The following is a 26,619-nucleotide window of genomic DNA, read 5'->3' as shown; positions in this document are numbered from 1 at the left end:
CCCTAGCGCGCGTATCTCGCGCCGAACCCCAGCGCCACCAGCGCAAAGACCGTGATCATGCCGGCAAAGGCCAGGCTTGCTGCCGTCGCGCTCGTCCAGTTCGACAGGATGCCGATGCCGATGACCGGCAGCGCGTTGCCGCAGAAGCAGCAGATGAAGAAGGCCGACACAACTTCGGCGCGCCGGTCGTCCGGCGCGATCGGTTTCACCACCTGCAGGCCGCCGCGATAGCCGAGCGCCGCCGCCACGCCACACAAGCCGGTTGCGGCGATCATGATTGCCATGGACGCATAGACTTGCGCGGCAACGACCAGCGCCACGGTTGGGGTCATCAGCGCCAGCGCCGCCAGCATGGTGATGCGGCTGGACAGTCGCACCGTCAGCAGGATGGTCGCGGCCGCCACCATCGACAGCTCGAAGAACAGCGCGCCGGCCTCGGCGTGGTTCGTGACATGCAGCTGCTGGGCCAGGATGCTCGGCGCCAGCGCAGCATAGAAGCCGACCAGCGCCATGGCCCCGAAGCCGGTCACCGCCGGCGCCACGAAGGCCGCGCGGATGTCGGCGGGCACCGACAGCCGTGGCCGCATCGAGACATCCGAGAGCCGCCCTGGCCGCAGCACGGTTTCCCGCGTGCGCCAGATCAAGAGCGTGACCAGCGCAAGCAGCGCCAGATAGAGGGCGAATGTCAGCCTGAGCGGCCAGGGCGCGTATTCGGCAAGCACCCCCGACACCAGTGCGCCGAGGCCGAGGCCGACGAAATTGGTGCTGGTGGCGATGGTTGCGGCGCGCGATTTGTCCTCACTGTCGATCAGCTCGGCGAGCCAGGCGGTGCCTGTTCCCGCGCCGACGCCAATGCCAAGACCGCTCAGGATGCGGGCGATATCGAGCCAGGCGACATTCTCGGCGAACAGGAAGACCAGCGCGCTGACAAGAGCGGTCGCCATCGCCGCCAGGGCGGCCGGACGGCGGCCGATGGCATCCGACAGCCGTCCGAACACCAGCAGTGCCGCCAGATTGCCGACGACATAGACGGCATAGACCAGCGTCAGCGTCAGCTGGGAGAAGCCGAAGGCCTGTTTGTAGATGATGTAGAGCGGCGTCAGCACCGTGCTGCCTGCAAACAGCGCCGCGATCATGGCGGCGACGGCGGTGGTCGCGGCGCCGCCGCCGAGTTCATTGTCGCGCGTCATGGCTTGAGCGTAGGTCGTCATGTCGACGTCCTTCTCTTAGGGGGATGCCCGCCTAACGTGTAGGTGGCGACGGCCGTTCCGCTCGCCCAATACGCTCCTGACGGGATGGTCAGTATGGCGCCGCGCGAAATCCTCTCGTACCCTTCGCCAGTTCAAGGGGAGAATCGATGGGCAAAGGACGTGTCGAAGCATTCACCGATGGCGTCGTCGCCATCATCATCACCATAATGGTGCTGGAGCTGAAGGTGCCGCATGGCGAGGATTTTTCCGCCCTTGCGCCGTTGTGGCCGGTCTTCTTCAGCTATGTCCTGTCCTTCATCAATGTCGGCATCTACTGGAACAATCTGCACAACATGTTCCACACCGTGCAGCGCGTCGACGGATACGTCCTGTGGGCGAACCTCAACCTTTTGTTCTGGCTGTCGCTGATGCCGGTGACGACCGCTTTCATGGGCGAGAACCATTTCGCGCCGGTCCCGGTCGCCGTCTACGGCGCCGACCTGGCGCTCTGCGCCGTCGCCTACACGATCCTGGTCACCAAGCTGCGCCACCTGCACGGAGCGGACACGACCTTCGCCAAGGCGGTGGGCCAAGACAGGAAGGGCAAGATCTCGCTGGCGATCTACATAGCTGGCGTGCTGCTCACCTTCGTCAACCAATGGATCGGCGTCGCCCTCTATGTGGCGGTGGCGATAACCTGGTTCGTGCCAGACCGGCGATTCGAGAAGCTTATCGAAAAATAGACGACGCTACGTCCGCATCGCCTTCAGCTTTTCGGCGACCGACGCCGCGAGGTCGGCATAGCGCTCCTCCAGCCGCTCGGCCGCCTTGATGACGGGGAAGTCATGGTCGAATTTTTCCAGCGCCATGCGCAGCTTCTCGACGAAGTCGGCCTGTTTCTCCAAAGCCGAGAACAGTGTCTTGACCTGCGCCTCGCTGATGTCGGGATTGGCCAGCATCTTCGGCACCTCGCGGCCCATCTGGTCACCGGTGGCGGTCTGCTCCTTCAGGATTTCGGCCCAGTCGGTCAATCGGCAGTCTCCTTCGATGGGGGCAACATGCGCAGCGGCCGCCCATGCGGTCAACCCGCCGACGTCGAAGTGGACTTGCCTGAGCCTGATCCGGCGTTAAGTTCGGCGCAACCTCGAACAAGGACCCTGCCATGACCGCCGACGCCGAATTCCAGTCCGCCCTCCCCGCCCTCGCCTCCGGCAACGTCGCCGTCATCACCGGCGCCGCCAGCGGTATCGGCCTTGCCGCCGCGAAGCGGTTTGCGGCCATGGGCATGAAGATCGTGCTGGCCGATATCGGCGGGCCGCGCCTCGACGAGGCAAGCCGGGCGGTCGCCGCGATCGGCGGCGACGTGCTTGCCGTCGCCACGGATGTTTCCGCGGCCGACGAAGTCGATCGACTGGCGGAAACGGCGCAAGGCGCCTTCGGCGACGTGTCGCTGCTGATGAACAATGCCGGTGTCGGCAACAATCCCGGCAAACCGTGGGAAAACCGCGATGCCTGGAAGCGGCTTCTCGCCATCAATTTCTGGGGCGTCGTGCATGGCGTCGAGGCCTTCGCGCCGGCCATGCTGGCCTCGGGCAAACCCGGCCTGATCATCAACACCGGCTCCAAGCAGGGCATCACCACGCCGCCCGGCAATCTCGCCTACAACGTCTCCAAGGCCGGCGTGAAGACCTTCACTGAAGGCCTGGCGCACGCCCTGCGCAACGAGCCCGGCGCCAGGATCTCCGCCCACCTGCTCATCCCGGGCTTCACCTATACCGGCCTGACCGAAGGCGCGACCGAGAAGCCGGCCGGCGCCTGGACGGGAGAGCAGGTCATCGACTTCATGCTCGCCTCGCTCAAGCGCGGCGATTTCTACATCCTTTGCCCCGACAATGAGGTGGCGCGGCCGACGGACGAAAAGCGCATGGCCTGGGCGATTGGCGACATCATCGAGAACCGCCCTGCCCTGTCGCGCTGGCACCCTGACCACAAGGACGCCTTCGCGACCTTCATGAACGGCTGACGGTCGGGCTCAAGCGGCTGCCTGCTTCTTCGAGCCGGGTTTCGGCGTTACCGCCTTCTTGGCGGCGGCGTCGGCAATCTTTCGATCGTGGCGCTTCGCCGCCTGCTCGCACTTGGCCCGGATTTCCTCGACTTCCGATTCCGTCAGGTGCTCGATGCCGATGAAGTGGTTGTGGGCGCGGCTGACCCGAATCAGCTCGTCGAGCTTGGCCTGGATCGCCGCGCCGTCGCGGTTCTGCGTGTTCTGGATGAGGAACACCATCAGGAAGGTGACGATCGTGGTGCCGGTGTTGATGACGAGCTGCCAGGTATCGGAAAAGCCGAAGAATGGCCCGCTCGCGGCCCAGATGACGACGATCAGAATGCAGGCGGCGAAGGTGGGCGGCAGGCCGGCCACATGAGCCACCCAATTGGCAATCCTGGTGAAAAGTCTCTCGATCATCGGAATCTCTCGACCGTCGTGCGAACTCCGAGAGAAACAGACAACGCACGCTCCCGGTTCCCGCTGAACCGATTCGCACGTGCAATCCGGCACACGCGGAAAGCGCAGGCTCAAGAAAAAACACCTTATGGCTTTGTTGTCATAGTGCGGGAGCAGGCAAGAAAAGCCTGCTCCGTCCGCTTCACGGCGGTTTACCTCCAGCCCCTTCCGCTGCGCCACCCCCGCATGGCGGAAGGGGTTTTGTTCCCCAGGATCAGGTCGCGTCGTTTTCCCAGCGGTCGAGGAAGGCCTCGATCGGCATGGCCTGCATGTCGGGAACGGCCCTGGCCAGTTTCTCGGGCGGCCAGTCCCACCAGCCGAGGCGTTCGATGCGGGCCGCGATGCCGGCGTTGAAACGCTGGCGCAGCGGCCTGGCCGGCACGCCGGCGACGATCGTGTAGGCCGGCACGTCATGCGTCACCACCGCGTTGGCGCCGACGATGGCGCCATTGCCGATGGTGATGCCCGGCATGATCACCGCGCCATGGCCGATCCAGACGTCGTGGCCGATGCTGACGGACCTTGCCTGCCGCCGCTCCCGAAAGGCCGCGTCGACGCCCAGCCAGCGGAAATACTCGTTCGGCCGGTAGCTGACCTTGTGCTGCGTCAGCCGCTCGATCGGATGCTCGAGCGCATTGATGCGGCTGTTGGCGGCGATCGAGCAGAATTTGCCGATCGTCGTGTAGATCGCTTCGGCGTGGCGTTCGAAATAGGAGAAGTCGCCGACCGTCACCTCGCGCAGGACCACCCGTTCGCCGATCGAGGCGTAGCGGCCGAGCTTGCATGCCTTCAGTTCCGCGGTCGGATGGATGCGCGGTTCAGGGTCTTTCAGGACGAGGTCTTCGGCACGGTCCATGCGGCGGCTTTACCCCCGCGCAACTGCTGCCGCAAGGCGGGAGCAATTGTCGCGCCGTCAAACAGCCCGAGAGGGTCTGCCCCGCCTATTGCGGCTTTCCCTTGGTCCAAACCACGTTCTGGCCGTAGAGCGGGATCGTCGTGACCGACATCTTGGCCGAACCGTTCTGCACCTGGCGTGAATGCGAGAGGTAGATCAGCGTCTCGTTCTTCTTGTCGTAGATGCGGTTCACCACCTGCTTCTTCCAGATCAGGCTGATGCCCTGCTTGAACACCTCCTCGCCGCTTTCGCCCATGTCGATGTCACCGATGGTGATCGGTCCGGTCTGGCGGCAGGAGATCGACGAATCTGACGGATCCTCGAACCAGTTGCCCTTGTGCAGCCGATCGATGACGCTGCGATCGAAATAGGCGACGTGGCAGGTGACGCCCTCGACTTTCGGATCCTTGATCGCCTCGACCATGATGTCGTTGCCGACCCAGTCGACGCCGACCTTGCCGACCTCCTCGGCCGCCGCCGCGCCGACGACAAGGCATGCGGCAAGCGCGCCGCCGATCAGTTTTCGCAAGGGAGCCTCCTCGGTTCGAGTTGCCGGTCTCAGGTGGGACTGAGGTGGCTTGTTTACAAGCTAGGCCTGGCGGAACCTCAACATCTGCCGCAGCACGTCGCTCCTGAGGACAAAGTGCTGGACCAGCGCGCCGGCGATATGCAGCAGCACGACATAGAGCAGGATGTTCTTGCCCACCACATGCACCAGCCCTGCCCCCGGCACCTGCAGGAACCAGGCGGCAGCGCCCGAAAGCGGCACGACGAAGATGAGTGCATAGATCAAGAGATGCGCTGCCTTGGCCAGCAGCCGCAGCGCCGGATGCTCCATGCCCGAGACCGGCGGCACGCCGCGCGTCGCCCTCAGCCAAAGCCGCCACGTCGCGAGAACGAGTACCGCAAGGCCGAGCACGACATGCATATAGGCCAGCGGTATGTCCCCTGCGGCAGCCCCCTGCCCTCTGCGAAAGGCACGCCAGACATGCTCCATGCCGTCATGGGCGAGGAACTGGATCAGAATCAGCGCGGCGATGCCCCAATGCAGCCAGATCTGGGTCTTCGAATAGGAGGCTGCTTGCATGTCCGGTCCATCGCTGGCGTGTCTGTCGCGAAGATAGGTCGGCGGAAAACGCGGTCAAATTAAGGATTGGCAATATGCATCGGTTGCGGCAACGCGGCATCTTTGCCTCCGCCGCCTCTACCCGCTAAGACTGCTCGAACAAGGCGTCCGATTGGGCGCCCAATGAAGATCATGACGGACATTTCCCGATGATGCGTTCAATTCTGGTCGGCATTCTCGTCCTGATGGCGGCCGGCATCGGCTGGCTGACCTTCGACTGGTACCGCGGCCACTATAGCGGCGAGCCCTACGGCGCGCCCTTCGCGCTGGTCGACCAGAAGGGCGCGCCGATCACCGAAGCCGCCTTCAGGGGCCATCCCAGCGTCGTCTTCTTCGGTTTCACCCATTGCCCCGAAGTGTGCCCGACCACGCTCTTCGAGCTGTCCGGCTGGCTGAAGACGCTTGGCGACGGCGGCAAGAACCTGAACGCCTATTTCGTCACCGTCGACCCCGAGCGTGACACGCCCGAGATCATCAAGGCCTATGTCGGCAATTTCTCCGACCGCATCGTCGGCATCAGCGGCGACCCCGACAAGGTCCATGCCATGGCCAAATCCTTCGGCATCTACTGGAAGAAGGTCGACACCGGCGATGGCGACTACACGATGGACCACACCGCCTCGGTACTGCTGCTAAATGGCAAGGGCGAGTTCTCCGGCACCATCGCCTATGGCGAAAGCGCCGACGCGGCCGTTGCCAAGCTGAAGCGCCTGGCGAACGAAGGCTGACACCGTCCGATGGCGCAGACGCGGCTCCATTTCACCACCGGCAAGATCGAGGCCGATCGCATCTTCGCCGCGCTCGATGCGGCCTTCGAGGATGAGGGCCTGCCGCTTGCCGTGCTGGAGGTCGACGAGGACCGCGACATCCACGAAGTCTCGCTCTATGCCGATGGCGACGTCGATGCGGTCGAGGCGCGACTGAAGGACATCCTTGCCGGCCTCGCGCTGACGAAGCCGATCGAACGCGAAACGCTGCCCGAAATCGACTGGGTGGCGCGCTCGCTGGAGGGCTTGAAGCCGGTGCGCGCCGGCCGCTTCTTCGTCCATGGCGCGCATGACCGCGACAGGCGCCACAGCGGCGACCTCGCCATCGAGATCGAGGCCGGCCTTGCTTTCGGCACCGGCCATCACGGCACCACCGCCGGCTGCCTCGAAATGCTGGAGAAGGTCGTGCGGCGCGAGCGGCCGCGCAACGCCCTCGACCTCGGCACCGGCAGCGCCGTGCTGGCGATCGCGCTGGCGAGGCTGGCACATATCCCGGTGCTGGCGACCGACATCGACCCGGTCGCCGTCAAGGTCGCCGCCGCCAATGCCCGCCTCAACCATGTCAAGGCGCTGGTCGAAACCGTGACCGCGCCGGGCTTCCACCACCCGATCTTCGGCAGGCGCGCGCCCTTCGAACTCATCGTCGCCAACATATTGGCGCGGCCTTTGATGCGCCTGGCGCCGGAGATGGCGAAGCACATCAGGCTCGGCGGCTCGCTCGTGCTGTCCGGCATTCTCGATCGCCAGCGCGACGCCGTGGTCTCGGCCTATGTCGGCCAGAGCTTCCGCCACGTTCGCACGCTGCACCGCGAGGGCTGGGTGACGATCCATCTCAAGCGCTGAAACTGGACCAATCCGTCCTTCCGGAAATCGATTCCGGTTTTCGGGGCCATGCGCTACGGTCGCGTCGACAGAGGAGGCCCATCATGTTCCAGACCTTCGACTCGGCGGGCGATCCGTCTGTCGGCAAGCCACGCCTGGCGCTGCTGCGGCAATGGCTGGCTGAGAACGGCCTCGACGGGTTCATCGTGCCGCGCGCCGACGAGCACCAGGGCGAGTATGTCGCCGACCGGTCGGCGCGGCTGAAATGGCTGACCGGCTTCAGCGGCTCGGCCGGCGTCGCCATCGTCCTTAGCGACCGCGCCTTCGTCTTCGTCGACGGGCGCTACACGCTGCAGGTGCGCAGCGAAGTCGATCTCGACATCTTCGCCATCGAGAGCCTCATCGACAACCCGCCTGCCACCTGGATCAAGGACAATCTCGGCAAGGGTGCACGCTTGGGCTTCGACCCATGGCTGCACACGCTGAGCGAAGTCAAGGCCCTGAAGGCCTCGGCCGAGCAGTCCGGCGCGACCCTGGTGCCGCTCGGCCGGAATCCCATCGACATCATCTGGAAAGACCAGCCCGAGCCGCCCGTGGCGCCGGTCGAAATCCATCCGATCGGTTTCGCCGGCGAACTGGCCAAGGACAAGCTGGCGCGGCTGGCGGCAGCGATCGACAAGGACGGCGCGACCCATGCGGTGCTCACCGACCCGTCCTCGATAGCCTGGGTCTTCAACATCCGCGGCGGCGACGTGCCGCACACGCCGCTGGCGCTGGGTTTCGCGATCCTTGCCGCCGACGGCAAGCACCAGCTCTTCATGGATCAGCGCAAATTCCCGCGCATGGTCGCCGCCTATCTCACCCAGCTTGCCGACCTGCACGAGCCCGGCGAATTCGAAGCCGCCGTTGTCGCGCTGGCCAAGGGCGGCGCCAGGATCGCGCTCGACCCTGTTCTGACGGCCGAAAGGCTGAGAATGCTGGTCGAGGACAATGGCGGTTCGGTGGTTTCAGCGCCCGATCCGGCCCGCATCCCCCGCGCCACCAAGAACCAGGCCGAGATCAACGGCAGCCGCGCCGCGCACCGTCGCGACGGCGCGGCGGTGGCCAAGCTATTGTGCTGGCTCGACCGGCAACAGCCGGGCACGCTCGACGAGATCGCCGTCGTCACCAGGCTCGAGGAAACCCGCCGGCAGACCGGCGAGGAAACCCAGATGCCGCTGCGCGACGTCTCCTTCGACACCATTTCCGGCGCCGGCCCGAACGGCGCCATCATGCACTACCGTGTCTCCCGCGCCACCAGTCGCAAGCTCGCCGACGGCGAACTGTTCCTGCTCGATTCCGGCGGCCAGTATCAGGACGGCACCACCGACATCACCCGCACCGTGCCGGTCGGCCAACCCACCGAGGAGATGCGCGAGCGCTTCACCCTGGTGCTGAAGGGCATGATCGGCATTTCCATGCTGCGCTTTCCCGCCGGCACGCGCGGCTCGGAGATCGACGCCGTGGCGCGCGTGGCGCTGTGGAGGCACGGCTGCGACTTCGCCCACGGCACCGGCCATGGCGTCGGCTCCTACCTTGCCGTCCATGAAGGCCCGCAACGCATCGCCCGCACCGGCACCGAGAAGCTGCTCGCCGGCATGATGCTCTCCAACGAGCCTGGCTACTACAAGGAAGGCGCCTACGGCATCCGCATTGAGAACCTCGTGCTGGTCACGGCCGCCGAGCAAATAGAAGGCGGCGACATCGCCATGCACGGTTTCGAGACGCTGACGCTGGCGCCGATCGACAAGCGTCTTGTTCGCACCGATCTGCTGACACGCGACGAGTTGCATTGGCTCGACACCTATCACGCCCGGGTGCTGGCCGAGATCGGCCCTATGCTGGACGGCGAGACGCTGGCCTGGCTGGAGAAGGCGACCGCGCCGCTGCCACACGATGCCAAGATCTGAATCCAACAACTTGGAAGGTCAGCGCTGCCCCTCATCCGCCTGCCGGCACCTTCTCCCGTATAGGGACGGGGAGAAGGGGCTGACCGTGACGTCGGCGCTATCTTGCAACGACAGCGATTGGCGAAACCGTCGATGAGGGCGTCTTTCTCCCCGTCACTATACGGGGAGAAATACCCGGCAGGGCAATGAGGGGCGGCACCGACGCGCACAACGAAATTGAACCGGTAGTCAGCTCGGACCAGAAACTTACCCTACGAACTGCCTGGCCAGTATCAGCACGGCGGCACCGGCCAAAAACATCGACATCAACCCGCCGCGCAGCGACACGGCCGCGGCGACGATCAGCGCCGCCCATTCCGCGGGACCGGCGCCAAGCGCCGCCGGCGCCACCAGCGTCGTCAGCACCGCCGCCGGCACGGCGTTCAAGCCAGCCTCGACGCGCGGATGGACGTTGTCGAAGCGCGAGATGACCAGGTGCCCGCCGACGCGGGTGAGATAGGTGGCGACAGCACCAGCGATGATGATCCAGAAGGTGGTGCTCATGGCCGATCCCCCACGCCGCTGTGATGCGGCGGCAATATGACGGCGAGCAGCACGCCGGCGACGGCGCCGATGGAAACGTGCCAGGGCGAGCCTACCGTCTTGTAGGCGATGGTGGAGGCAACGGCGCTCGCAACGACCACAGGCAGCCACAGCGGCCGCTTGCGGAAGCCCATGACGAGGCCGAGGAAATAGATCGGCAGCAGGAAGTCGATGCCCAGCGCATGCGTTTCGGGAATGAGCTTGCCGAACACCGCGCCAAGCGCGCTTTCGATCACCCAGAACACATAGACCGGCAGGCCAAGGCCGAGATACCAGGCAAAGCCGACGGTCTCGCCGGATTGCGCCCTCGCCTCCGACACGGCGTATTGGGGATCGGTCATGATGAAGAAGCCGAACGCCTGCTGCACCACCGGCCAGTGCGCGATGCGCCGGCCAAGGCCGGCGGAATAAAGCACGTGGCGGAAATTCACGGCGAAGATCGACAGCACGATCAGCCACGGCGCGACATGCTGGCCGAACAGTTCGATGCCGACCATCTGGCTGGCGCCGCCGAAGATCAGGGCGCTCATCAGGAAGGCTTCAAGGACCGAGAAACCATTGTCGACGGCGATTGCCCCGAACAGCAGCGCGAATGGCGCCGAAGCGACCACGACCGGCATCGAGAGCCGAACGCCGTCCCAGAAATCGCTCTTCGCACTGTTTTCGGAAATCGCTTCCGCCGACATGGGTCGCTCCCTTTGACGGCCTGATGTAGGGAGCGTCGCCTTCCTTGTCACACCAATTCGCTTGAGCCGAACGATCAGCGGAAATGATCGCCGGCGCGAGCAAGCATGGCTCGCGCTATTGCGCCTTGCCCTGGATGGCCCTGCCCCAGTCGAGCAGCGGCTTGGCCCGCAAGGTGAAATCGACGAGCTCGCCGACCAGCGCCGGCGAGTGGATGCCGGCCGGGTCAATTGCCTGCTGGACGTAAAAGTGCCGGTTGCGGATGGCTTCGGCCAAGTCGCTGTCAGTGACATGCTCGAAGCCGCGCGGCGTGCGCTTCATGCGATCCTCGGTCTCGAATTCGAGACGGGTCTTCTTCAAGGCCGCCACCAGCGCGCGATACTTCTCCGGCTTCGTCGCGATGGCGTTGCGCATGGCGAGCAGCAGTTCGGGACTGGGCTGCCACCAGGCGACGCCCGAGAAGCACCGCTCGAGCCCGATATGCACGTAGAACACGCCCTGCTCCATCTTGGTGCCGTCGGGCGACAGGATGGCCGACAGATGCCGGTTGTAGGGCCGCTTGTCCTTGGAGAAACGCACGTCGCGATTGATGCGGAACAGCGACTTCTTGCGGTCGCCGCGCAGGCCAAGTCCGGCCGCGGCAAAACGCTCGGTCAGCGTCTCGACGAGATCGCAGAACGGCTCGTGCAGTTCGCTCTCGTAGAGGTCGCGATTCTCCTGGAACCACTCGCGGTTCTGGTGGAAGTCGAGCGCCTTGAGGAACGGAATGGCCTTTTGGCCAAACCCCTTGAATGGGCCGGCCATCACGCCTTGCCAACCCGTTGCAACCATGTGTCCTCGTCGATGACTTCGACGCCGAGTTCACTGGCAAGCTTCAGCTTGGAGCCCGCGCCCGGACCGGCCACCAACAGATCGGTTTTCGCCGACACCGAGCCCGCCACCTTGGCGCCAAGCCTTTCGGCCATCGCCTTGGCTTCGGAGCGCGTCATCTTTTCCAATGAACCGGTAAAGACGATCGTCTTGCCGGCGACCTCGCTGTCGGCCGAGACCGTGACGATATACGGCTTTGGCTTGACTTGCTCGAGCAACTTCTCAAGCACGTCGTCGTTGCGTTCATTGCCGAAGAAATCGCGCAGCGCGCCGATCACCGTATCGCCGATGCCGTTGATCGAGGGGAAAACGCTGTGCGGATCGTCGGCCTTTGCCGTCTCCTTGCCGATGCGGATCAGCTCCTCCATGGTCGAGAAGGTCCGGGCCAGCACGGCGGCTGTCGTTTCGCCGATATGGCGGATGCCGAGCGCGAAGATGAAGCGGTCGAGCTCCGGCTCGCGGCGCGCGTCGATGGCCGCGAACAACTTGTCGAGGCCTTCATAGTTGCGATCCTCGGCGCTGCGCACATTCTTGCGCGTCTTGCCCGATGCGGCCTCACGCAACCTCGCCTGCTCCTCGCGCCGCCCGGCCAGCGCCCTGGTGACGTCGGGACGACGATCCTTGAGCGTGAAGATATCGGCGGCCGTCTTGATCAATCCGGCGTTGAAGAAGAGATCGATGTTTTCCGCGCCCAGCCCCTCGATGTCCATAGCGCCGCGCGAGACGAAGTGGCGCAATCCCTCCACGGCCTGCGCCGCGCAGATCAGCTCGCCGGTGCAGCGGCGGCGGGAATCTTCCTTGCCGGTCTTCTCGTTGATCTCGCGCGTCGCCGGCGAACCGCAGATCGGGCAGGTATGCGGGAATTCATAAGGCACGGCATCCGACGGGCGCTTGTCGATGACCACGCTGACGATCTGCGGAATGACATCCCCTGCCCTCTGAATGACCACAGTGTCGCCGATGCGGACGTCGATGCCGTCGCGGATCGGCAGGCCGTTGCTGTCGAGACCCTTGATATAGTCCTCGTTGTGCAGCGTGACGTTCTCGACCACGACGCCGCCGACGGTGACGGGCGCCAGCCGCGCCACCGGCGCCAGCGTGCCGGTGCGACCGACCTGGATGTCGATCTTCTGCACGGTCGTCATCGCCTGCTCGGCCGGAAATTTGTGCGCGACCGCCCAGCGCGGCTCGCCTGTGACGAACCCCCACCGGCGCTGCAATTCCAGCTGGTCGACCTTGTAGACGACCCCGTCGATGTCGTAGCCGAGCGACGAGCGCTGCTCCTCGATCCGATGATAGTGCGCGATCAGTTCCTCGATCGATTTCGCCCGCACCATCAGCGGGCTGACCTTGAACCCCCACTCGGCAAATTTCTGCACCGAATCATATTGGGTGGGAGCCGGATCCGCCGTCGTGTAGCCCCAGGCATAGGCGAAGAACTTCAGGTTGCGGCTGGCGGTGACCGAGGGATCCTTCTGGCGCAGCGACCCGGCGGCGGTGTTGCGCGGATTGACGTAGTCCTGGCCGCCGGCAGCCGCTGAACGTTGCTTCAGCGCCTCGAACTCGGCATAGGTCATATAGACCTCGCCGCGTATCTCGATCGAATCGGGCCAGCCCGAGCCCTTCAGGGTTTTCGGGATATCCGCGATCGTCTTGAGGTTGGCGGTGATGTCTTCGCCGACGGCGCCGTCGCCGCGCGTTGCGCCCTGCACGAACACGCCGCGCTCGTAGCGCAGCGAGGCCGACAGCCCGTCGATCTTCGGCTCGGCCGTGAAGGCGATGTCCAGATCCTTGTCGCGGTCGAAAAAGCGCCGGCCGCGCTCGATGAAGTCGGCGACGTCCTGGTCGGTATAGGCCTTGGAGAGGCTGAGCATCGGCACGGCGTGGCGAACCTTGGCGAAGCCCTCCGCCGGCGGCGCGCCGACCCGCTGTGACGGCGAATCCTCGCGCACCATGTCCGGGAAGCGATCCTCGATGGCGAGGTTGCGGCGCGTCAGCGCGTCGTACTCCGCGTCGGAGATTATCGGCGCGTCCTCGGTATGGTAGCGCCGGTCGTGCTCGGCGATCTCCGCCGCCAGCCGCTTCAGCTCGTCCGCGGCCTCTCTTTCGCTCAGCGAATCGACTGGTTTTTCCGACATGCTTGGCAAGTCCCTGAGTTATGGCGCGCCACTATAAATCAGGATTCGCCGACCGGGAGTCGGCTTGCGCAAAAATCATTCCCGAACAGCAAGATGCAGCCATATCCTGACTCAGATTCCAAGCACAGAGAATCAAGCACCCAGGATGTGTTGAGATTCAGGTCAGGCCGAGTCGAGAATGGTGGCTTCCGAGAACCGGAGCGGAGCGTACTTTTGGGTACGTGAGCACCGGAAGCGCAGGAAGCCGCCGTTCGCAGGCCGGCCTCGCCTGAATATCGACGCAGCCTAGGCTGCGGCCGTGTTCTCGCGCAGCAAACGCTCTGCCGCCGCGCGCGCCTCGTCGGTGATCGTGGCGCCGGCCAGCATGCGCGCGATCTCCTCCTGGCGCGCCGTCCGGTCCATCTCGGCGATGCCGGTGGCGACCCTGTCGGTGCCGCCGGATTTGGAGATCAGGAAATGCGTTGCCGCGCGCGCCGCCACTTGCGGCGCGTGGGTGACGGACAGCACCTGCACCCGCTTCGACAGCCTGGCCAGCCGCTGGCCGATGGCATCGGCCACGGCGCCGCCGACGCCGGTGTCGATTTCATCGAAGACCAGCGTCGGCGCCGAGCCGCGATCGGCCAGCGCAACTTTCAGCGCCAGGAGGAAGCGCGACAGCTCACCGCCGGAGGCGACCTTCATCATCGGGCCGGGCCTGGTGCCCGGATTGGTGCGCACCCAGAACTCGACCTGGTCGATGCCCTCTTCCATCCGGCTTTCGGCATCGCTCGTTATCTCAACGATGAACTCGGCGCGTTCAAGCTTGAGCGCCGGCAATTCGGCCATTACCGCCCTGGTCAGGCCGACGGCGGCGGCATGGCGAAGCGAGGACAGTTGCGCGGCCGAGATGTCGTAGGCCTCGCGCGCCGCGGCCGCCTGCTTCTCCAACGCGTGCAAGCGTTCCTCGCCGGCGTCGAGGTCGGCGAGGTCGGCGGCCATCGTGTCGCGCAACTGCGCCAGATCGTCGACCGCGACGCTGTGCTTGCGCGAGGCGGCGCGCAGCGCGAAAAGCCGCTCTTCCGCTTTCTCCAGCCGTTGCGGATCATATTCGGTGGCGCGCAGTGCCGCTTCGACGCCCGACTGCGCGGCATCGAGCGACAGCATCGCCTCGTCGAGCGACTTCACCACATCGTCGAGCAGGCCCGGCGCCTCTCCCGCCTTGCGCTGCAGGCGCCTGAGCAGGCTGGCCAGCTGCGGCAGCGGCGAGGACGGTCCCGATAGCACATCCTGCGCGTCATGGATTTCCGAGGCGATCTTTTCCGCCCGCATCATCATGGCGCGCAGTTCGGCAAGCTCGCTCTCCTCGCCCGGCTGCGGATCGAGCTTCGCCAGTTCGGCGACGGAGGCGCGCAGATAGTCGGCTTCGCGCGCCGCGGCCTCGACCTTGGCGCGATGCTTGGCAAGGTCCTGCTCGCAGCCGCGCCAGTAACGCCAGGCTTCGCCCGTCGCGCGCGCGGCGCCGAGATGGCCGCCGAAACTGTCCAGCAATTCGCGGTGCGCGCCCGGATCGACCAGCGCCCGCTCGTCGTGCTGGCCGTGGATCTCGACCAGCGCATGGCCGATATCGCGCATCAGCGTGACGCTGGACGGCTGGTCGTTGACGAAAACGCGCGTGCGGCCGTCGGCCGTCTGCACGCGGCGCAGGATGATGTCGCCGTCATCCTCGATGGCGTTGTCGGCGAGCAGCGCGCGGGCCGGATGGTTGCGCGGCACGTCGAACACGGCGATGACCTGGCCTTGCGTGGCGCCATGGCGCACGAGTGCCGCGTCGCCGCGCGCGCCGAGCGCCAGCGACAGCGCGTCGAGCAGGATGGATTTGCCGGCGCCGGTTTCGCCGGTCAGCACCGAGAGGCCGGGCAAGAAGTCGATGTCCAGCTTCTCGATCAGGACGATATCGCGGATCGACAGCCTGGACAGCATCGCGGATGTCAGGCGCCGGTGATCAGCTTCCCGGCCTTGGAGATCCACGACCCCGCATTTTCGCGCGGCTCAAGCCCGTTGCTCTGCAGGAGCTTGTAGGAATCCTTGTACCACTGGCTGTCGGGATAATTGGTGCCGAGCACCGCGGCGGCGGTCTGCGCTTCCGATGTCAGGCCCATCGCGTAGTAGCTTTCGGTCAGGCGCGCCAGCGCCTCCTCGACATGGCGGGTGTTGGAATAGGTCTCGACCACGGTGCGGAAGCGCTTGACCGCGGCGATATACTCGCGGCGCTCGAGATAGTAGCGGCCGATCTGCATCTCCTTGCCGGCGAGCTGGTCGGTGGCGAAGCGGACCTTCTCCTTGGCGTCGTCGACATATTCGGAGGTCGGCCAGCGCGTCACCAGATCCTGCATCGTCTGCACGGTCAGGCGCGCTTCCTTCTGGTCCTGCGTGACGTCCTTGATCTGCCGGTAGTAGCTCAGCCCGATGATGTACTGGGCGTAGGCGGCGTCATCCGTCGACGGGTAGAGCGTCAGGTAGCGTTTGGCTGAGCCGATCGCCTCGTCGTAGTGGCCGGCGCGATAGTCGGCGAAAGCGCCCATCACCATCGATTTGCGGGCGAATTCCGAATACGGGTGCTGGCGGTCGACCGCGTCGAACTTCTTGCTCGCCTCGTCCAGGCGGCCGGCATTCAGATTGGCGAGGCCCTGATTGTAGAGGACGTCCGCGGGCTCGGTCTGGTCGACATAGGTCGACAGGTCGACATCCTTCTCGGAGGACATGCAGGCCGACAGGACGAGCGATGGAACAACCACCGAAAGCGCCAGGAAAACGACCCGGTGCGGCGCTTTCGATTGACCAACTCGCTTGAAGAACATGATTGGATTCCGCCCTTTCGGCGTCATTTCAGTCGTCATTTCGCTCTGGGGCAGCAGCCATAAACCATAACCGCCTTGCCCGGCAACGCTATCTCCGGCCAATCGCACATTTTTGTGGCGGTTCGGCACAGATCTAAGAATGGCACGATTTCACCAACCGGTGATGCATCCATGCAACACGGGCCGGGCGCTACAAAGCCAGAAAATCGTTAAGAATCAAATCATCCAGGGCGCGTAGAGGGGCGCGCTGACGGCAATCATCTCTGCGCTGCGGCCGCGGTCGCGGCGCGTCGTTTCGACGATCTCGAAGGCGGACCGGTCGGACAAAAGCCGACGCAAAGCCGCCGCATTCATCCGGTGGCCGCCACGATAGGAGCGGAAGCAGCCGATGAAGCGGGCGCCGGCGAGCGCAAGGTCGCCCATCGCGTCCAGCGTCTTGTGGCGCGCGAACTCATTGGCGTAGCGAAGCCCGCCGATGTTGATGACGCGGTTGTCGTCGCCGATCACCAGCGAGTTCTCCAGCGACGAGCCCAGCGCATAGCCGGCCGCCCACAGCCGCTCGACGTCCTTCATGAACCCGAAGGTGCGGGCGCGCGCGATGTCGCGGCGAAAAATGTCGGGATTGATGTCGGAAGCGAACAGCTGGCGGCCGATTGCCGGGCTTTCGAAATCGATCTCGATCTCGAAGCGCGTGCCGTCATAGGGCCTGAACTCGGCCCATGAGGCGCCGTTCTCAATGCGGACAGGCTTGACCACCCTGATATAGCGGCGCTTGACCGGCAGCATCTCGATACCAGCCTGGTCGAAGGCCTCGACGAAGGGCACGGCGCTGCCGTCGAGGATCGGAACCTCACGGCCGTCGATCTCGATGACGAGATTGTCGACGCCGAGCCCGAAAACCGCGGCCATAAGATGTTCGACGGTGCCGATGTGCTCGCCGGCCGGGTCGCCGAGCATGGTGCAGAGGTCGGTCGCGCCGACTTCGGAGACCAGCGCGCGGAACTCGCGGCTCTCGCCACCATTGGAAAGCTGGAAGACGATGCCGGTATCGGCATCCGCTGGCAGGAAGTTGACGGTGACCGGCTTGCCGCTGTGAACGCCGGTGCCCGTCAGCGTCGCACGCGATTTAAGTGTCGTCTGATAGTCGTGCAAGACAAACCCCATGGCCCATACTGCCTACGTCCGCTTCATCGGTTCCTGGCGTATTCTGCTGCCGGATGGATCACCCGGTGTGCGCATGGATGCGGCAAAATAAACAAGGCCGTGCGGCTCTTGATATGATCGGCAGGCTGGGCCAACTCCCCGAATCCCGGCAAGCCGATAGTGCTCCGGGCGAAGATAGTGGTCCGGCTGGGAGAGTCCAAATCACGGTTTCTTACCCACTGTAACCGCAATCCGGTGCGAAGCGACGCTCGCAACACCTTGTTTTTACATCTCTTTATACGTTAACAGGCAAACAATCGCTTGTCTGCCTGTTAACAACTGTTACGAACCGTTAACGGTCAGTTGGCCTGGCGCCGCAGGAACGCCGGAATCTCCAGCTGGTCGTCTTCCTGCACGGCCCGGCTCTGCGGCGTCAGCCGGCCCTGGTCGTCAAGCTGGCCGCGGCGCGGCGCGTAGAGCTGCGGGTCCTGGCTGGCGAGACGGCGCACTTCCGGTGCCGCCTGGCGCAGTTTCGGCTCGCGCGGCTGCGCCGGCTGCAGCCGCGCAGGCTCTTCCTCGCGGCGGGTCAGTCCGTTGGTCAGGCGCTTCAGCAGTCCCATCGGTCCACCATTCTCATGGTCGGCAGGACGGCTCTTGGCTTCCACCTCGGCCTTCACGACCGGCGGAAAGTCCTCGACGCGCGGCATGCGCTGCGGCGCGGCGGCAACCGGCTGCGGCATTTCCCGCAGCGGCGCAGGCTGCGGCACCACTTGCTGGACGACCGGCTGCGGCTGGGCGGGCGGCGCCTGGAAGATCTTGCTCTGCGGACGGAACTCTTCCGCATGCGCCATCGGCGCCGGGCGGGCCTGCGCCATCGCCGCCGCATTGGCCTCGGCGAGCTGGATCGCCTCGGCGACCGGATCGGCGGCGCGCGGCTCATAGACCTGCTGCTGCACCGGCGCCGGACGGCTTTCCGCGACCGGAGCGGCCGGACGGCTGACCGGCTTCTGCGGTGCCGCGCGGATCGAGATCGGCGCCGCGGCGATTTCGGCCGCCGACTTGTCGATGCCGGTGGCGACCACCGAGACGCGGATCACGCCTTCCAGCTCTTCGTCGAAAGTCGCGCCGAGGATGATGTTGGCGTCCTGGTCGACCTCCTCGCGGATTCGGGTCGCGGCTTCGTCGACTTCGAACAGGGTGAGGTCGCGGCCGCCAGTGATCGAAATCAGCAGGCCCTTGGCGCCCTTCATCGAGGTCTCGTCGAGCAGCGGGTTGGCGATGGCGGCTTCCGCCGCGGCCATCGCGCGGCCCTCGCCCGAAGCCTCGCCGGTGCCCATCATCGCCTTGCCCATCTCGCGCATGACCGAGCGGACGTCGGCGAAGTCGAGGTTGATCAGGCCTTCCTTGACCATCAGGTCGGTGATGCAGGCGACACCGGAGTAGAGCACCTGGTCGGCCATGGCGAAGGCATCGGCGAAGGTGGTCTTGTCATTGGCCAGCCGGAACAGGTTCTGGTTGGGGATGACGATGAGGGTGTCGACGCATTTCTGCAGTTCCTCGATGCCGAGGTCCGCCGTCTTCATGCGGCGCTGGCCTTCGAAATGGAACGGCTTGGTGACGACGCCGACCGTCAGGATGCCCTTCTCGCGCGCGGCGCGGGCGACGACCGGAGCAGCACCGGTGCCGGTGCCGCCGCCCATGCCGGCGGTGACGAAGCACATATGGGTGTTGGACAGGTGATCGATGATCTCGTCGATGCATTCCTCAGCCGCCGCGCGGCCGACCTCCGGCTGCGAGCCGGCGCCGAGCCCCTCGGTCACATGCGCGCCGAGCTGGATCAGCCGCTCCGCCTTCGACATGGTCAGCGCCTGCGCGTCGGTGTTCGCCACCACGAACTCGACACCGCGCAAGCCGGCGGTGATCATGTTGTTGACGGCATTGCCGCCGCCGCCGCCGACACCGAACACGGTGATGCGTGGCTTCAGCTCGGTGATGTCCGGCTTTTGCAGATTGATGGTCATTGTCTCCGTCCTTTGCCTTTCCCGCCGCTTCGCCGCTGCGGCCGCCTATGGGGCTGTCCCCGTCAATTTTAGAAACTGTCTCTCAACCACTGACTCATGCGATGCAGTTTTCCGCCCGTCCCGGTCATCCTGAGACCGGAAATTCCTTTCACAGAATGGCTCTCGAAGCTCGCCATCTGCGGATAGATCAAGAGCCCGACCGGGGTCGAGAACGCCGGCCCCTTCGCCGCCTCGGGCAGGCCGGCCACGCCGAGCGGCCGGCCGATGCGCACATTGCGGCCGAGGATGCGGCGTGCCGCTTCCGGCAGGCCGGCAAGCTGGCTGGCGCCGCCGGTGAGCACGACACGCTTGCCGACGGCGTTGCCGTAGCCCGACTTGTTCAACCGATCGCGCAGCAATTCCAGCGTCTCGTCGATGCGGGCGCGGATGATGCGCGTCATCATCGAGCGCGGCACCTGCACAGGCAGCTCGCCTTCCTCGCCGATCGGCTGGATCGAGACGAGGTCACGGTCGTCCGCGCTGCCCGGCAGCGCCGAACCGTGCATGACCTTCAGGCGCTCCGCGGCATCGAGCGAGGTCGACAGGCCCTTGGCCATGTCGAGCGTCACATGGTTGCCGCCGATGGCGATGGCATCGGCGTGAACGAACTTGCCTTCCGAGAACACCGAGATCGTCGTCGTGCCGCCGCCCATGTCGATGCAGGCCGCGCCCATTTCGAGCTCGTCGTCGACCAGTGCCGCGAGCCCGCTGGCGTAGGGCGTCGCCACCATGCGCTCGACCGACAGATGCGAGCGGTTGATGCAGAGCTCCAGGTTGCGCAACGGCGCCGCATCGCCCGTCAGCACGTGCATGTCGACGCCAAGCGCATCGCCGACCATGCCACGCGGATCGCGCACGCCGCGCTCGGCGTCGAGCGAGAAACCGACCGGCAGCGAGTGGATCACTTCGCGCTCGGCCTTCAGCGCCTGCTTGGCGCCGGCCGCCAGCACCCGCTTGATGTCGGCCTCGTCGGCCTGATGGCCGCCGAGATTGATGGTGGCCGAGAAGGCCTCGCTCTTCAGCCGCCCGGCGGTCATGTTGACGATCAGCGAATCCACCGTCAGCCCGGCCATGCGCTCGGCGGCGTCGACGGCCAGACGGATGGCGTGTTCGGCGCGGTCGAGATCGACGACCACGCCCGACTTCACGCCTTGCGATTTCTGGTGGCCGATGCCGATCACCTGGATGCGATGCGAGCGCCCGCGCAAGAGCTTGCCGTCGTCGCGCGGCTTCAGCTTCGCCACCACGCAGCAAACCTTGCTCGAACCGACATCGAGCACCGTCAAGGTGCCCGACCGGCGCGAGGAGGCATCGCTGTTGCCGCCAAGCCAGCTCATATCTTCGTCTCCGGCTTACGCTTCGTCAGGCTCTTCGGCTTTTCGTTGAGCGCCGCTTCGCGCTGCGTCGCCGCCTCCGGCGTCAGTTGCACGACGAGGCGATCGGACAGGCGCATGTCGACGGCGGCGATGTCGCGGCTCAAGAGCCCGTTGTCGTGGTCCATCCTGACGAGATCGGCGATCGCCTGGTCTTCGCCGTCCTCAGGCAGCTTGACCGTGATGCCGTTCTCCAGCCGCAGGTCCCAGCGCCGCTCGCCGATGCGGATATAGCCTTTGACCCGCGCCGCGAGTTCGGGATAGCGCTTCACCTCGGCAAGGAAATCCGGCGCCTTGGCCGGCGCGCCGGTGCCGATGATCAGCGGCAGCAGCGCCTGCTTGCCGCCCGAGAACGGCGCGATGACCTGGCCGTCACGCTCGATGACCGAAAGCGAATCGCCCTGCTGCCAAAGCGCGAAAGGCTCACGCTCCTCGACGCGCACCTCCAGCGTATGCGGATAGACCTTGCGCACCGCCGCGACCTCGACCCAGGGCAGCGCCCTGATCCGCTCGCGCGCGGCCTCGGCATCAAAGCCTATCAGCGAGGTCCAGCCGTCGAGCTCCAGCCGGTCCAGTATGTCGATCTCGGAGGTTTCGTGGTTGCCGACCACCTTGATCTGATCGACCGCGAAACCGGTGCGCGCGGTGATGCCCTGGACGACGCCGTCGACCTGTCCGCCAAGATAGGCGCCATAGGCGCTGCTCGACGCGATCAGCACAGCCGAAAGGATTGCCGCGGAAAAAGGCGGCGCGGTGAATTCACCCCCACCAAGACGCGCCAGAAGGCGCGCCGGCCGGCGCAGCATGCGCGGCAGCACGAAATGGTCGAACGACAGCGAAAGGCCGAACGGCGCCGACCCGGCGCCCGCCCCCTTGCCCTGTCCCCACCTCAACGCAGACACGAAGCGTCCTCCACCATCCAACTCAACAGTTCGCCGAACGAATGCCCCGCATGAGCGGCGATTTCAGGCACCAGAGACGTCGGCGTCATGCCCGGCTGGGTGTTGATCTCGAGCCAGACAACCTCGCCGTTCTCGGAGTGACGGTCGTCGTAACGGAAGTCCGACCGGGAGACGCCCCGGCAACCGATAGCTTGGTGAGCCTTAAGCGCCAGTGTCTGTATTTTTTGGTAAATATTCGGTGAAATTTTAGCAGGGGTTTCGTGTTTTGATCCGCCCGCCACGTATTTCGAATCATAGTCGTAGAAGGAATGGCCGGTCGGGATGATCTCGCAGACTCCGAGCGCGACGTCGCCCATCACGGCGCAGGTCAGTTCACGCCCATGGATGTAGCGCTCGACCATGACGGTGTCGCCATATTTCCACTCGGACGAGCCGATGACCTGCGGCGGATGCGACTGGCCTTCATGGACGATGACGACGCCGAAGCTCGATCCTTCGTTGACCGGCTTGACCACGTAGGGCGGCTTCATCGGATGCTTGCTCTGAATGGCGAAGCGGTTGGCCACCTTCGATTCCGCCACTAGGATGCCGGCTGCCTTGGCGACTTTCTTGGCCTGCTCCTTGTTCATGGCCAGCGCCGAGGCAAGCACGCCGGAATGCGTGTAGGGGATTTCGAGATATTCGAGGACACCCTGAATGGTGCCGTCCTCACCGAACGGACCGTGCAGCGCATTGAAGGCAACGTCAGGCTTGAGCGCGGCAAGCACGGAGCCGACATCGCGCGCAACGTCGACCCGGGTGACGTGATAACCTTCATTCTCGAGCGCATCCGCACATGCCTTCCCCGAGGACAGGGACACGGGCCGCTCCGACGAAAAACCACCGAGCAGGACGGCCACATGCTTGTTCTTCATCTCCCGTCATCCCCTCTCACGGCGGAGCCGCGACTGACATTTCCACACCAGCATTCCCGCACAGTGAGTCCGAGTCTTCCGGCAGGTTGCCCCCCAGACGGAAAACGCGACCGACGCGTCGAACGACTCAAATCAGGAAACGCTTGAGGCCAGAGAATCAGAGAGTTGATTCGCTGGCAAGTCCTTAAGATTCCGAGAGATTCACTTTCCGTGAAAACGGCCGCGAAAAGTGTGCCGTAGAGTCTTTGCGGCAACGGTTCGGAGGCCATTGCCGACGCCGGAGTTAAAGTATTACTTGAACTTCGGCACGCGGCAGAGATCCGCTGGGATCGGGCTTTGGCCGGCTCGCCTGGATGCCGGCGAGGCTTAGACTAGAGCAGTTGTCCCAGGAATTCCTGCACGGCGTGGCCCGGCCGGAAATCGCCGAGGCGCTTGATTTCCCAATGCAGCCGGACGCCCGAATTCTCGAGCACCCGCGCGCGTACGGTCTCGCCGAGATATTCGAGGTCGTAGCCGGTCGCGGTGCCCGTGTTGATCATGAAATTGCAATGCATCGGCGACATCTGCGCGCCGCCGATCATCAAGCCACGGCAGCCGGCCTTGTCGATCTCCTTCCAGGCCGAGGTGCCCTCCGGATTCTTGAAGGTCGAGCCGCCGGTCTTCTCGCGGATCGGCTGCACCGTCTCGCGATGATTCTGCACCGCGTCCATCGCCGCCTTGATCGTCGCCTGGTCTTCCGGATGCCCCTCGAACAGCGCCGAGGTGAAGATCAGCCCCGAAGGCGCCGCCGAATGCCGATAGGCATAGCCCATTTCGGCATTGCTGAGCGTGTGAAGATTGCCCTTGCGGTCGAGCGCCCGCACTTCGACGACGCGTTCGCGCGTCTCGACGCCATTGGCGCCGGCGTTCATCCTCAGCGCACCGCCGACGGCGCCGGGAATGCCGTGGTAGAAATGGAAGCCGCCGATCCCCGCCTCATAGGCGACGGCCGCGAGGCGCTTGTCGGGCGTTGCGGCGCCGGCCCTGATCGTGGTCGGCGAAACGACTTCCGCCTCGCCGAAGCCTTTGGCCGAGAGCCGGATGACGAAACCGGGAATGCCGCCGTCGCGCACCAGGAGGTTCGAGCCGACGCCGACGATGGTCAGCGGGATTTCCTCCGGCACGGCGCGCAGGAAGGCGGCGAGGTCCTCCTCGTCGGCCGGCTGGAACAGCGCGTCCGCCAGGCCGCCGGCGCGGAACCAGGTGATCTTGTCCATCTCGGCGTTGGGCGTGACGCGCCCGCGCAGGCCGGCCAGCCGGTCGCCAAGCTTGTCGATCAGGGGCTGGCCGCGCATCATGAGACGCTTCCACCGAGTTCCTTGGGCAGCGCATAGGCCCATTGCGTGATGTTGCCGGCGCCGAGGAAGACGACGAAGTCGCCGGGCTTTGCCAGATCGCGTATGGCCGGCGCGATCGCCGCCGGGCCTTCGACATAGCGCGCATCGCGATGGCCGCCGGCGCGGATGCGCGACACCAGCGCGTCCGACGTCACCCCTTCGATCGGCTCCTCGCCTGCCGCATAGACCGGCGCCACCATTACCGTGTCGGCGTCGTTGAAGCAGACGGAGAACTCATTGAACAGGTCGTGCAGGCGGGTGTAGCGGTGCGGTTGCGCAATGGCGATGACGCGGCCCTTGGTGGCGCTGCGCGCCGCCTTCAGCACTGCCGTGATCTCGACCGGATGGTGGCCGTAATCGTCGAAGATGTCGACGCCATTCCAGGTGCCGGTATGGGTGAAGCGCCGCTTGACGCCGGCGAAGGACGACAGGCCCTTCTTGATCGCCTCGGCGGACAGGCCGAGCTCATGCGCGACCGCGATCGCCGCCGTCGCGTTGGAGACATTGTGGCGGCCGGGCATCGGCAGACGCAGATCGGCGATCGTCGTCTGGCCACGCCCCTTGCGGTCGCGGATCACCACGTCGAACTCGGAAGTCGCGCCCGCCATGCGATGATTGGTGAAGCGCACCTCGGCCTGCGCGTTTTCGCCATAGGTGATGACGCGCCGGTCCTCGATGCGGCCGACCAGCGCCTGCACCTCCGGATGGTCGGTGCACATCACGCCGAAGCCGTAGAACGGCACATTCTCGACGAACTGGCGAAACGCCTCGCGGACATTGTCGAAACTGCCGTAGTGGTCGAGATGCTCGGGATCGATGTTGGTGACGACGGCGATGTCGGCCGGCAGCTTCAGGAAGGTGCCGTCGCTCTCGTCGGCCTCGACCACCATCCATTCGCCGTCGCCCATGCGGGCATTGGTGCCATAGGCGTTGATGATGCCGCCATTGATGACCGTCGGGTCGAGCCCGCCGGCCTCGAGCAGCGTCGCCACCATCGAGGTCGTCGTGGTCTTGCCGTGCGTGCCGCCGATCGCCACCGCCTGGCGGAAGCGCATCAGTTCGGCCAGCATCTCGGCGCGGCGCACTACCGGCAGCAGCTTCTCGCGCGCAGCCTTGAGCTCAGGGTTGGATTTCTTGATCGCGGTCGAGACGACAACCACCTCGGCATCGCCAAGGTTTTCCGCCTTGTGGCCGACGAAACATTCGATGCCCTTGTCGCGTAGCCGCTGCACATTCGCGCCGTCGGCCTGGTCGGAACCCTGCACCTTGTAGCCCAGATTGTGCAGCACCTCGGCAATGCCGCTCATGCCGATGCCGCCAATGCCGATGAAATGCACAAGGCCGATGGTCTGCGGCATCTTCATGCTTGCGTCCCCTTCCTGAAGTCCGAAACGGTTTTTTTGGACGCAATAGCCTCTGTCAGATCGGCGAGCAACCGCGCCGCGTTCGGTTTTCCGGCCGACCGGGCGGCCGTGGCCATGGCCGACAGCCTGTCGGGATCGCCCATCAGCCCGCCGACGAGCGCCGCGATGCGCTCGGCGGACAGTGTGGATTGCGGATGCACCTCGGCCCCACCGGCGGCGGCCAGCGCCGCGGCATTCGCCGCCTGGTCGTGGTCGAGCGCGTGCGGATAGGGCACCAGCAGCGCCGGCCGGCCGATGACAGCGATTTCCGACACGGTCGAGGCGCCGGAGCGCGACATCACCAGATGCGCCGCCGCGATCCGCGCCGCCATGTCGGTGAAGAAGGGCGACACCTGCGCGTCGACGCCCAGCGCGGCGTAGGCCGCCTTGACCCGCGCCACGTCCTCGGCCCGCGCCTGCTGGGTAATCGCCAGCCGCTTGCGCTGAGCCTCCGGCAAGAGTCCGACAGCCGTCGGCACCGCGTCGGAAAAGAACTGCGCGCCCTGGCTGCCGCCGAACACCAGGAAGCGGAACGGCTCCTCGCCGGTCGCAGCCACGTAAGGCGTCTTCGCCGCCTCCAGGATCTGCGGCCTGACCGGATTGCCGGTGGTCACCGTCTTGGCGCCGGCAGCACTTTCGTCCTCCGGCAGGAAGCCGCCGGCGATGGCGTCGACGCGCCCGGCCAGCGCCCTGTTGGCGCGGCCCATCACCGCGTTCTGCTCATGGATCAATGACGGCACCTTGCGCCGTGTCGCTGCGTAAAGCGGCGGCAATGTCGGATAGCCGCCAAAGCCGACGACGGCTTCCGGCTTGATCCTGGTGATGACGGCGGAGGCCTGCCGCACGCCGCGCCAGATCGCCCACAAGGCCGACAGCACCGCCAGCGGGTTCTTCGAGCCGAGGGTCGCCGATTGGATCGGATGGATGCTGACGGCCGGGAACTGGCCGGAATAGCGCTCGGCGCGATGATCGGTGGCCAGATGCACCTTCCAGCCGCGCTCGTTGAGCTCATGCGCCAGCGCTTCGGCCGGGAAGAGATGTCCGCCCGTGCCGCCCGCCGCCAGAAGAATCACACCCCGCGACAT

Annotated in this window: 25 protein-coding genes; 5 read left to right on the top strand and 20 right to left on the bottom strand. The window is 65.4% G+C overall.

The window, feature by feature from the left end; translation table 11 throughout:
• Positions 1-2: 2 nt before the first annotated feature.
• The gene (locus PU724_RS22030; RefSeq protein WP_354423664.1) at positions 3-1,211 is read right to left on the bottom strand and encodes an MFS transporter; all 1,209 of its coding nucleotides are present in this window, start codon (positions 1,209-1,211) and stop codon (positions 3-5) included.
• A gap of 146 nt (positions 1,212-1,357) precedes the next feature.
• Between PU724_RS22030 and PU724_RS22025 the strand changes: the two genes are divergently transcribed.
• On the top strand, positions 1,358-1,933 hold the full coding sequence (locus PU724_RS22025; protein ID WP_127286176.1) for a TMEM175 family protein: 576 nt from the start codon (positions 1,358-1,360) through the stop codon (positions 1,931-1,933).
• Positions 1,934-1,939: 6 nt separating this feature from the next.
• On the opposite strand, the gene PU724_RS22020 is transcribed toward PU724_RS22025, so the two are convergent.
• Positions 1,940-2,221, bottom strand: a complete 282-nt coding sequence (locus tag PU724_RS22020; RefSeq protein ID WP_126053918.1) for a hypothetical protein — start codon at positions 2,219-2,221, stop codon at positions 1,940-1,942.
• Positions 2,222-2,352: 131 nt separating this feature from the next.
• On the opposite strand from PU724_RS22020, the gene PU724_RS22015 reads away from it, so the two are divergent.
• Entirely contained in the window at positions 2,353-3,213 is an 861-nt protein-coding gene (locus PU724_RS22015) for an SDR family NAD(P)-dependent oxidoreductase (RefSeq protein ID WP_354423666.1), read from the top strand.
• 9 nt (positions 3,214-3,222) lie between these two features.
• Here PU724_RS22015 and PU724_RS22010 read toward each other — a convergent pair whose 3' ends face one another.
• The 4 genes from PU724_RS22010 to PU724_RS21995 form a co-directional block, all read right to left on the bottom strand.
• Complete coding sequence (locus tag PU724_RS22010) at positions 3,223-3,654, bottom strand: low affinity iron permease family protein (RefSeq protein WP_187331272.1); 432 nt, start codon at positions 3,652-3,654, stop codon at positions 3,223-3,225.
• A 253-nt stretch (positions 3,655-3,907) separates the two neighbouring features.
• Positions 3,908-4,549 carry a DapH/DapD/GlmU-related protein gene (locus PU724_RS22005; protein WP_354423669.1) on the bottom strand — a complete coding sequence of 214 codons (642 nt, stop codon included), beginning with the start codon at positions 4,547-4,549 and terminating at the stop codon, positions 3,908-3,910.
• An 85-nt stretch (positions 4,550-4,634) separates the two neighbouring features.
• Positions 4,635-5,117 carry a CreA family protein gene (locus PU724_RS22000; protein ID WP_128274897.1) on the bottom strand — a complete coding sequence of 161 codons (483 nt, stop codon included), beginning with the start codon at positions 5,115-5,117 and terminating at the stop codon, positions 4,635-4,637.
• A gap of 60 nt (positions 5,118-5,177) precedes the next feature.
• On the bottom strand, positions 5,178-5,675 hold the full coding sequence (locus PU724_RS21995) for a cytochrome b (protein ID WP_354423671.1): 498 nt from the start codon (positions 5,673-5,675) through the stop codon (positions 5,178-5,180).
• Between the two features lie 188 nt (positions 5,676-5,863).
• Between PU724_RS21995 and PU724_RS21990 the strand changes: the two genes are divergently transcribed.
• The 3 genes from PU724_RS21990 to PU724_RS21980 all read left to right on the top strand — a co-directional run bounded on the left by PU724_RS21990 (position 5,864) and on the right by PU724_RS21980 (position 9,252).
• Positions 5,864-6,442 (top strand): SCO family protein, encoded by a 579-nt coding sequence (locus tag PU724_RS21990; RefSeq protein WP_127392271.1) that lies wholly within the window; start codon positions 5,864-5,866, stop codon positions 6,440-6,442.
• A gap of 9 nt (positions 6,443-6,451) precedes the next feature.
• Positions 6,452-7,324, top strand: coding sequence for a 50S ribosomal protein L11 methyltransferase (locus PU724_RS21985; protein ID WP_354423673.1), 873 nt, complete (start codon positions 6,452-6,454; stop codon positions 7,322-7,324).
• An 83-nt stretch (positions 7,325-7,407) separates the two neighbouring features.
• On the top strand, positions 7,408-9,252 hold the full coding sequence (locus tag PU724_RS21980; RefSeq protein ID WP_354423675.1) for an aminopeptidase P family protein: 1,845 nt from the start codon (positions 7,408-7,410) through the stop codon (positions 9,250-9,252).
• A 246-nt stretch (positions 9,253-9,498) separates the two neighbouring features.
• Here PU724_RS21980 and PU724_RS21975 read toward each other — a convergent pair whose 3' ends face one another.
• The 14 genes from PU724_RS21975 to murG form a co-directional block, all read right to left on the bottom strand.
• Positions 9,499-9,795, bottom strand: a complete 297-nt coding sequence (locus PU724_RS21975) for an AzlD family protein (RefSeq protein WP_127310966.1) — start codon at positions 9,793-9,795, stop codon at positions 9,499-9,501.
• Positions 9,792-10,520 (bottom strand): AzlC family ABC transporter permease, encoded by a 729-nt coding sequence (locus tag PU724_RS21970; protein WP_354423677.1) that lies wholly within the window; start codon positions 10,518-10,520, stop codon positions 9,792-9,794. Before PU724_RS21970 ends, PU724_RS21975 begins: the two co-directional genes overlap by 4 nt.
• A gap of 115 nt (positions 10,521-10,635) precedes the next feature.
• On the bottom strand, positions 10,636-11,322 hold the full coding sequence (locus PU724_RS21965) for a DUF2461 domain-containing protein (protein WP_127310970.1): 687 nt from the start codon (positions 11,320-11,322) through the stop codon (positions 10,636-10,638).
• Positions 11,322-13,526: an NAD-dependent DNA ligase LigA gene (gene ligA, locus PU724_RS21960; protein WP_354423679.1), complete on the bottom strand. Its 2,205-nt coding sequence runs from the start codon at positions 13,524-13,526 to the stop codon at positions 11,322-11,324. The genes PU724_RS21965 and ligA overlap by 1 nt, the downstream gene beginning before the upstream one ends.
• A gap of 285 nt (positions 13,527-13,811) precedes the next feature.
• Positions 13,812-15,485 (bottom strand): DNA repair protein RecN, encoded by a 1,674-nt coding sequence (gene recN / locus PU724_RS21955; protein WP_354423681.1) that lies wholly within the window; start codon positions 15,483-15,485, stop codon positions 13,812-13,814.
• Between the two features lie 8 nt (positions 15,486-15,493).
• Entirely contained in the window at positions 15,494-16,363 is an 870-nt protein-coding gene (locus PU724_RS21950) for an outer membrane protein assembly factor BamD (RefSeq protein WP_354423683.1), read from the bottom strand.
• Between the two features lie 216 nt (positions 16,364-16,579).
• The gene (gene lpxC / locus PU724_RS21945) at positions 16,580-17,527 is read right to left on the bottom strand and encodes a UDP-3-O-acyl-N-acetylglucosamine deacetylase (protein WP_354423685.1); all 948 of its coding nucleotides are present in this window, start codon (positions 17,525-17,527) and stop codon (positions 16,580-16,582) included.
• 338 nt (positions 17,528-17,865) lie between these two features.
• A complete protein-coding gene (gene ftsZ, locus PU724_RS21940) occupies positions 17,866-19,527 on the bottom strand; it encodes a cell division protein FtsZ (RefSeq protein WP_354423687.1) in 1,662 nt (553 codons plus the stop codon).
• 68 nt (positions 19,528-19,595) lie between these two features.
• Entirely contained in the window at positions 19,596-20,903 is a 1,308-nt protein-coding gene (ftsA, locus tag PU724_RS21935) for a cell division protein FtsA (protein WP_127312041.1), read from the bottom strand.
• Complete coding sequence (locus tag PU724_RS21930; protein WP_354423689.1) at positions 20,900-21,841, bottom strand: cell division protein FtsQ/DivIB; 942 nt, start codon at positions 21,839-21,841, stop codon at positions 20,900-20,902. Before PU724_RS21930 ends, ftsA begins: the two co-directional genes overlap by 4 nt.
• Positions 21,829-22,755 (bottom strand): D-alanine--D-alanine ligase, encoded by a 927-nt coding sequence (locus PU724_RS21925; protein WP_354423691.1) that lies wholly within the window; start codon positions 22,753-22,755, stop codon positions 21,829-21,831. Before PU724_RS21925 ends, PU724_RS21930 begins: the two co-directional genes overlap by 13 nt.
• Positions 22,756-23,126: 371 nt before the next feature.
• Positions 23,127-24,092: a UDP-N-acetylmuramate dehydrogenase gene (gene murB / locus PU724_RS21920; RefSeq protein ID WP_354423693.1), complete on the bottom strand. Its 966-nt coding sequence runs from the start codon at positions 24,090-24,092 to the stop codon at positions 23,127-23,129.
• The gene (gene murC / locus PU724_RS21915) at positions 24,089-25,495 is read right to left on the bottom strand and encodes a UDP-N-acetylmuramate--L-alanine ligase (protein WP_354423695.1); all 1,407 of its coding nucleotides are present in this window, start codon (positions 25,493-25,495) and stop codon (positions 24,089-24,091) included. Before murC ends, murB begins: the two co-directional genes overlap by 4 nt.
• A complete protein-coding gene (gene murG / locus PU724_RS21910; protein WP_354423697.1) occupies positions 25,492-26,619 on the bottom strand; it encodes an undecaprenyldiphospho-muramoylpentapeptide beta-N-acetylglucosaminyltransferase in 1,128 nt (375 codons plus the stop codon). Before murG ends, murC begins: the two co-directional genes overlap by 4 nt.

This window comes from Mesorhizobium abyssinicae, assembly GCF_049887195.1.
Lineage (GTDB): Bacteria > Pseudomonadota > Alphaproteobacteria > Rhizobiales > Rhizobiaceae > Mesorhizobium > Mesorhizobium abyssinicae.
The sequence above is the reverse complement of the archived record's forward strand: the minus strand, read 5'-3'. Positions and strand labels throughout refer to the sequence as shown.

Bases quoted from the DNA above. Each gene is read 5' to 3' on its own strand.
- PU724_RS22030 (WP_354423664.1), bottom strand. From the start codon at position 1,211: ATGACGACCTACGCTCAAGCCATGACGCGCGACAATGAACTCGGCGGC.
- PU724_RS22025 (WP_127286176.1), top strand. From the start codon at position 1,358: ATGGGCAAAGGACGTGTCGAAGCATTCACCGATGGCGTCGTCGCCATC.
- PU724_RS22015 (WP_354423666.1), top strand. From the start codon at position 2,353: ATGACCGCCGACGCCGAATTCCAGTCCGCCCTCCCCGCCCTCGCCTCC.
- PU724_RS22010 (WP_187331272.1), bottom strand. From the start codon at position 3,654: ATGATCGAGAGACTTTTCACCAGGATTGCCAATTGGGTGGCTCATGTG.
- PU724_RS22005 (WP_354423669.1), bottom strand. From the start codon at position 4,549: ATGGACCGTGCCGAAGACCTCGTCCTGAAAGACCCTGAACCGCGCATC.
- PU724_RS21995 (WP_354423671.1), bottom strand. From the start codon at position 5,675: ATGCAAGCAGCCTCCTATTCGAAGACCCAGATCTGGCTGCATTGGGGC.
- PU724_RS21990 (WP_127392271.1), top strand. From the start codon at position 5,864: ATGATGCGTTCAATTCTGGTCGGCATTCTCGTCCTGATGGCGGCCGGC.
- PU724_RS21985 (WP_354423673.1), top strand. From the start codon at position 6,452: ATGGCGCAGACGCGGCTCCATTTCACCACCGGCAAGATCGAGGCCGAT.
- PU724_RS21980 (WP_354423675.1), top strand. From the start codon at position 7,408: ATGTTCCAGACCTTCGACTCGGCGGGCGATCCGTCTGTCGGCAAGCCA.
- PU724_RS21975 (WP_127310966.1), bottom strand. From the start codon at position 9,795: ATGAGCACCACCTTCTGGATCATCATCGCTGGTGCTGTCGCCACCTAT.
- PU724_RS21970 (WP_354423677.1), bottom strand. From the start codon at position 10,520: ATGTCGGCGGAAGCGATTTCCGAAAACAGTGCGAAGAGCGATTTCTGG.
- PU724_RS21965 (WP_127310970.1), bottom strand. From the start codon at position 11,322: ATGGCCGGCCCATTCAAGGGGTTTGGCCAAAAGGCCATTCCGTTCCTC.
- ligA (WP_354423679.1), bottom strand. From the start codon at position 13,526: ATGTCGGAAAAACCAGTCGATTCGCTGAGCGAAAGAGAGGCCGCGGAC.
- recN (WP_354423681.1), bottom strand. From the start codon at position 15,485: ATGCTGTCCAGGCTGTCGATCCGCGATATCGTCCTGATCGAGAAGCTG.
- PU724_RS21950 (WP_354423683.1), bottom strand. From the start codon at position 16,363: ATGTTCTTCAAGCGAGTTGGTCAATCGAAAGCGCCGCACCGGGTCGTT.
- lpxC (WP_354423685.1), bottom strand. From the start codon at position 17,527: ATGGGGTTTGTCTTGCACGACTATCAGACGACACTTAAATCGCGTGCG.
- ftsZ (WP_354423687.1), bottom strand. From the start codon at position 19,527: ATGACCATCAATCTGCAAAAGCCGGACATCACCGAGCTGAAGCCACGC.
- ftsA (WP_127312041.1), bottom strand. From the start codon at position 20,903: ATGAGCTGGCTTGGCGGCAACAGCGATGCCTCCTCGCGCCGGTCGGGC.
- PU724_RS21925 (WP_354423691.1), bottom strand. From the start codon at position 22,755: ATGAAGAACAAGCATGTGGCCGTCCTGCTCGGTGGTTTTTCGTCGGAG.
- murB (WP_354423693.1), bottom strand. From the start codon at position 24,092: ATGATGCGCGGCCAGCCCCTGATCGACAAGCTTGGCGACCGGCTGGCC.
- murC (WP_354423695.1), bottom strand. From the start codon at position 25,495: ATGAAGATGCCGCAGACCATCGGCCTTGTGCATTTCATCGGCATTGGC.
- murG (WP_354423697.1), bottom strand. From the start codon at position 26,619: ATGTCGCGGGGTGTGATTCTTCTGGCGGCGGGCGGCACGGGCGGACAT.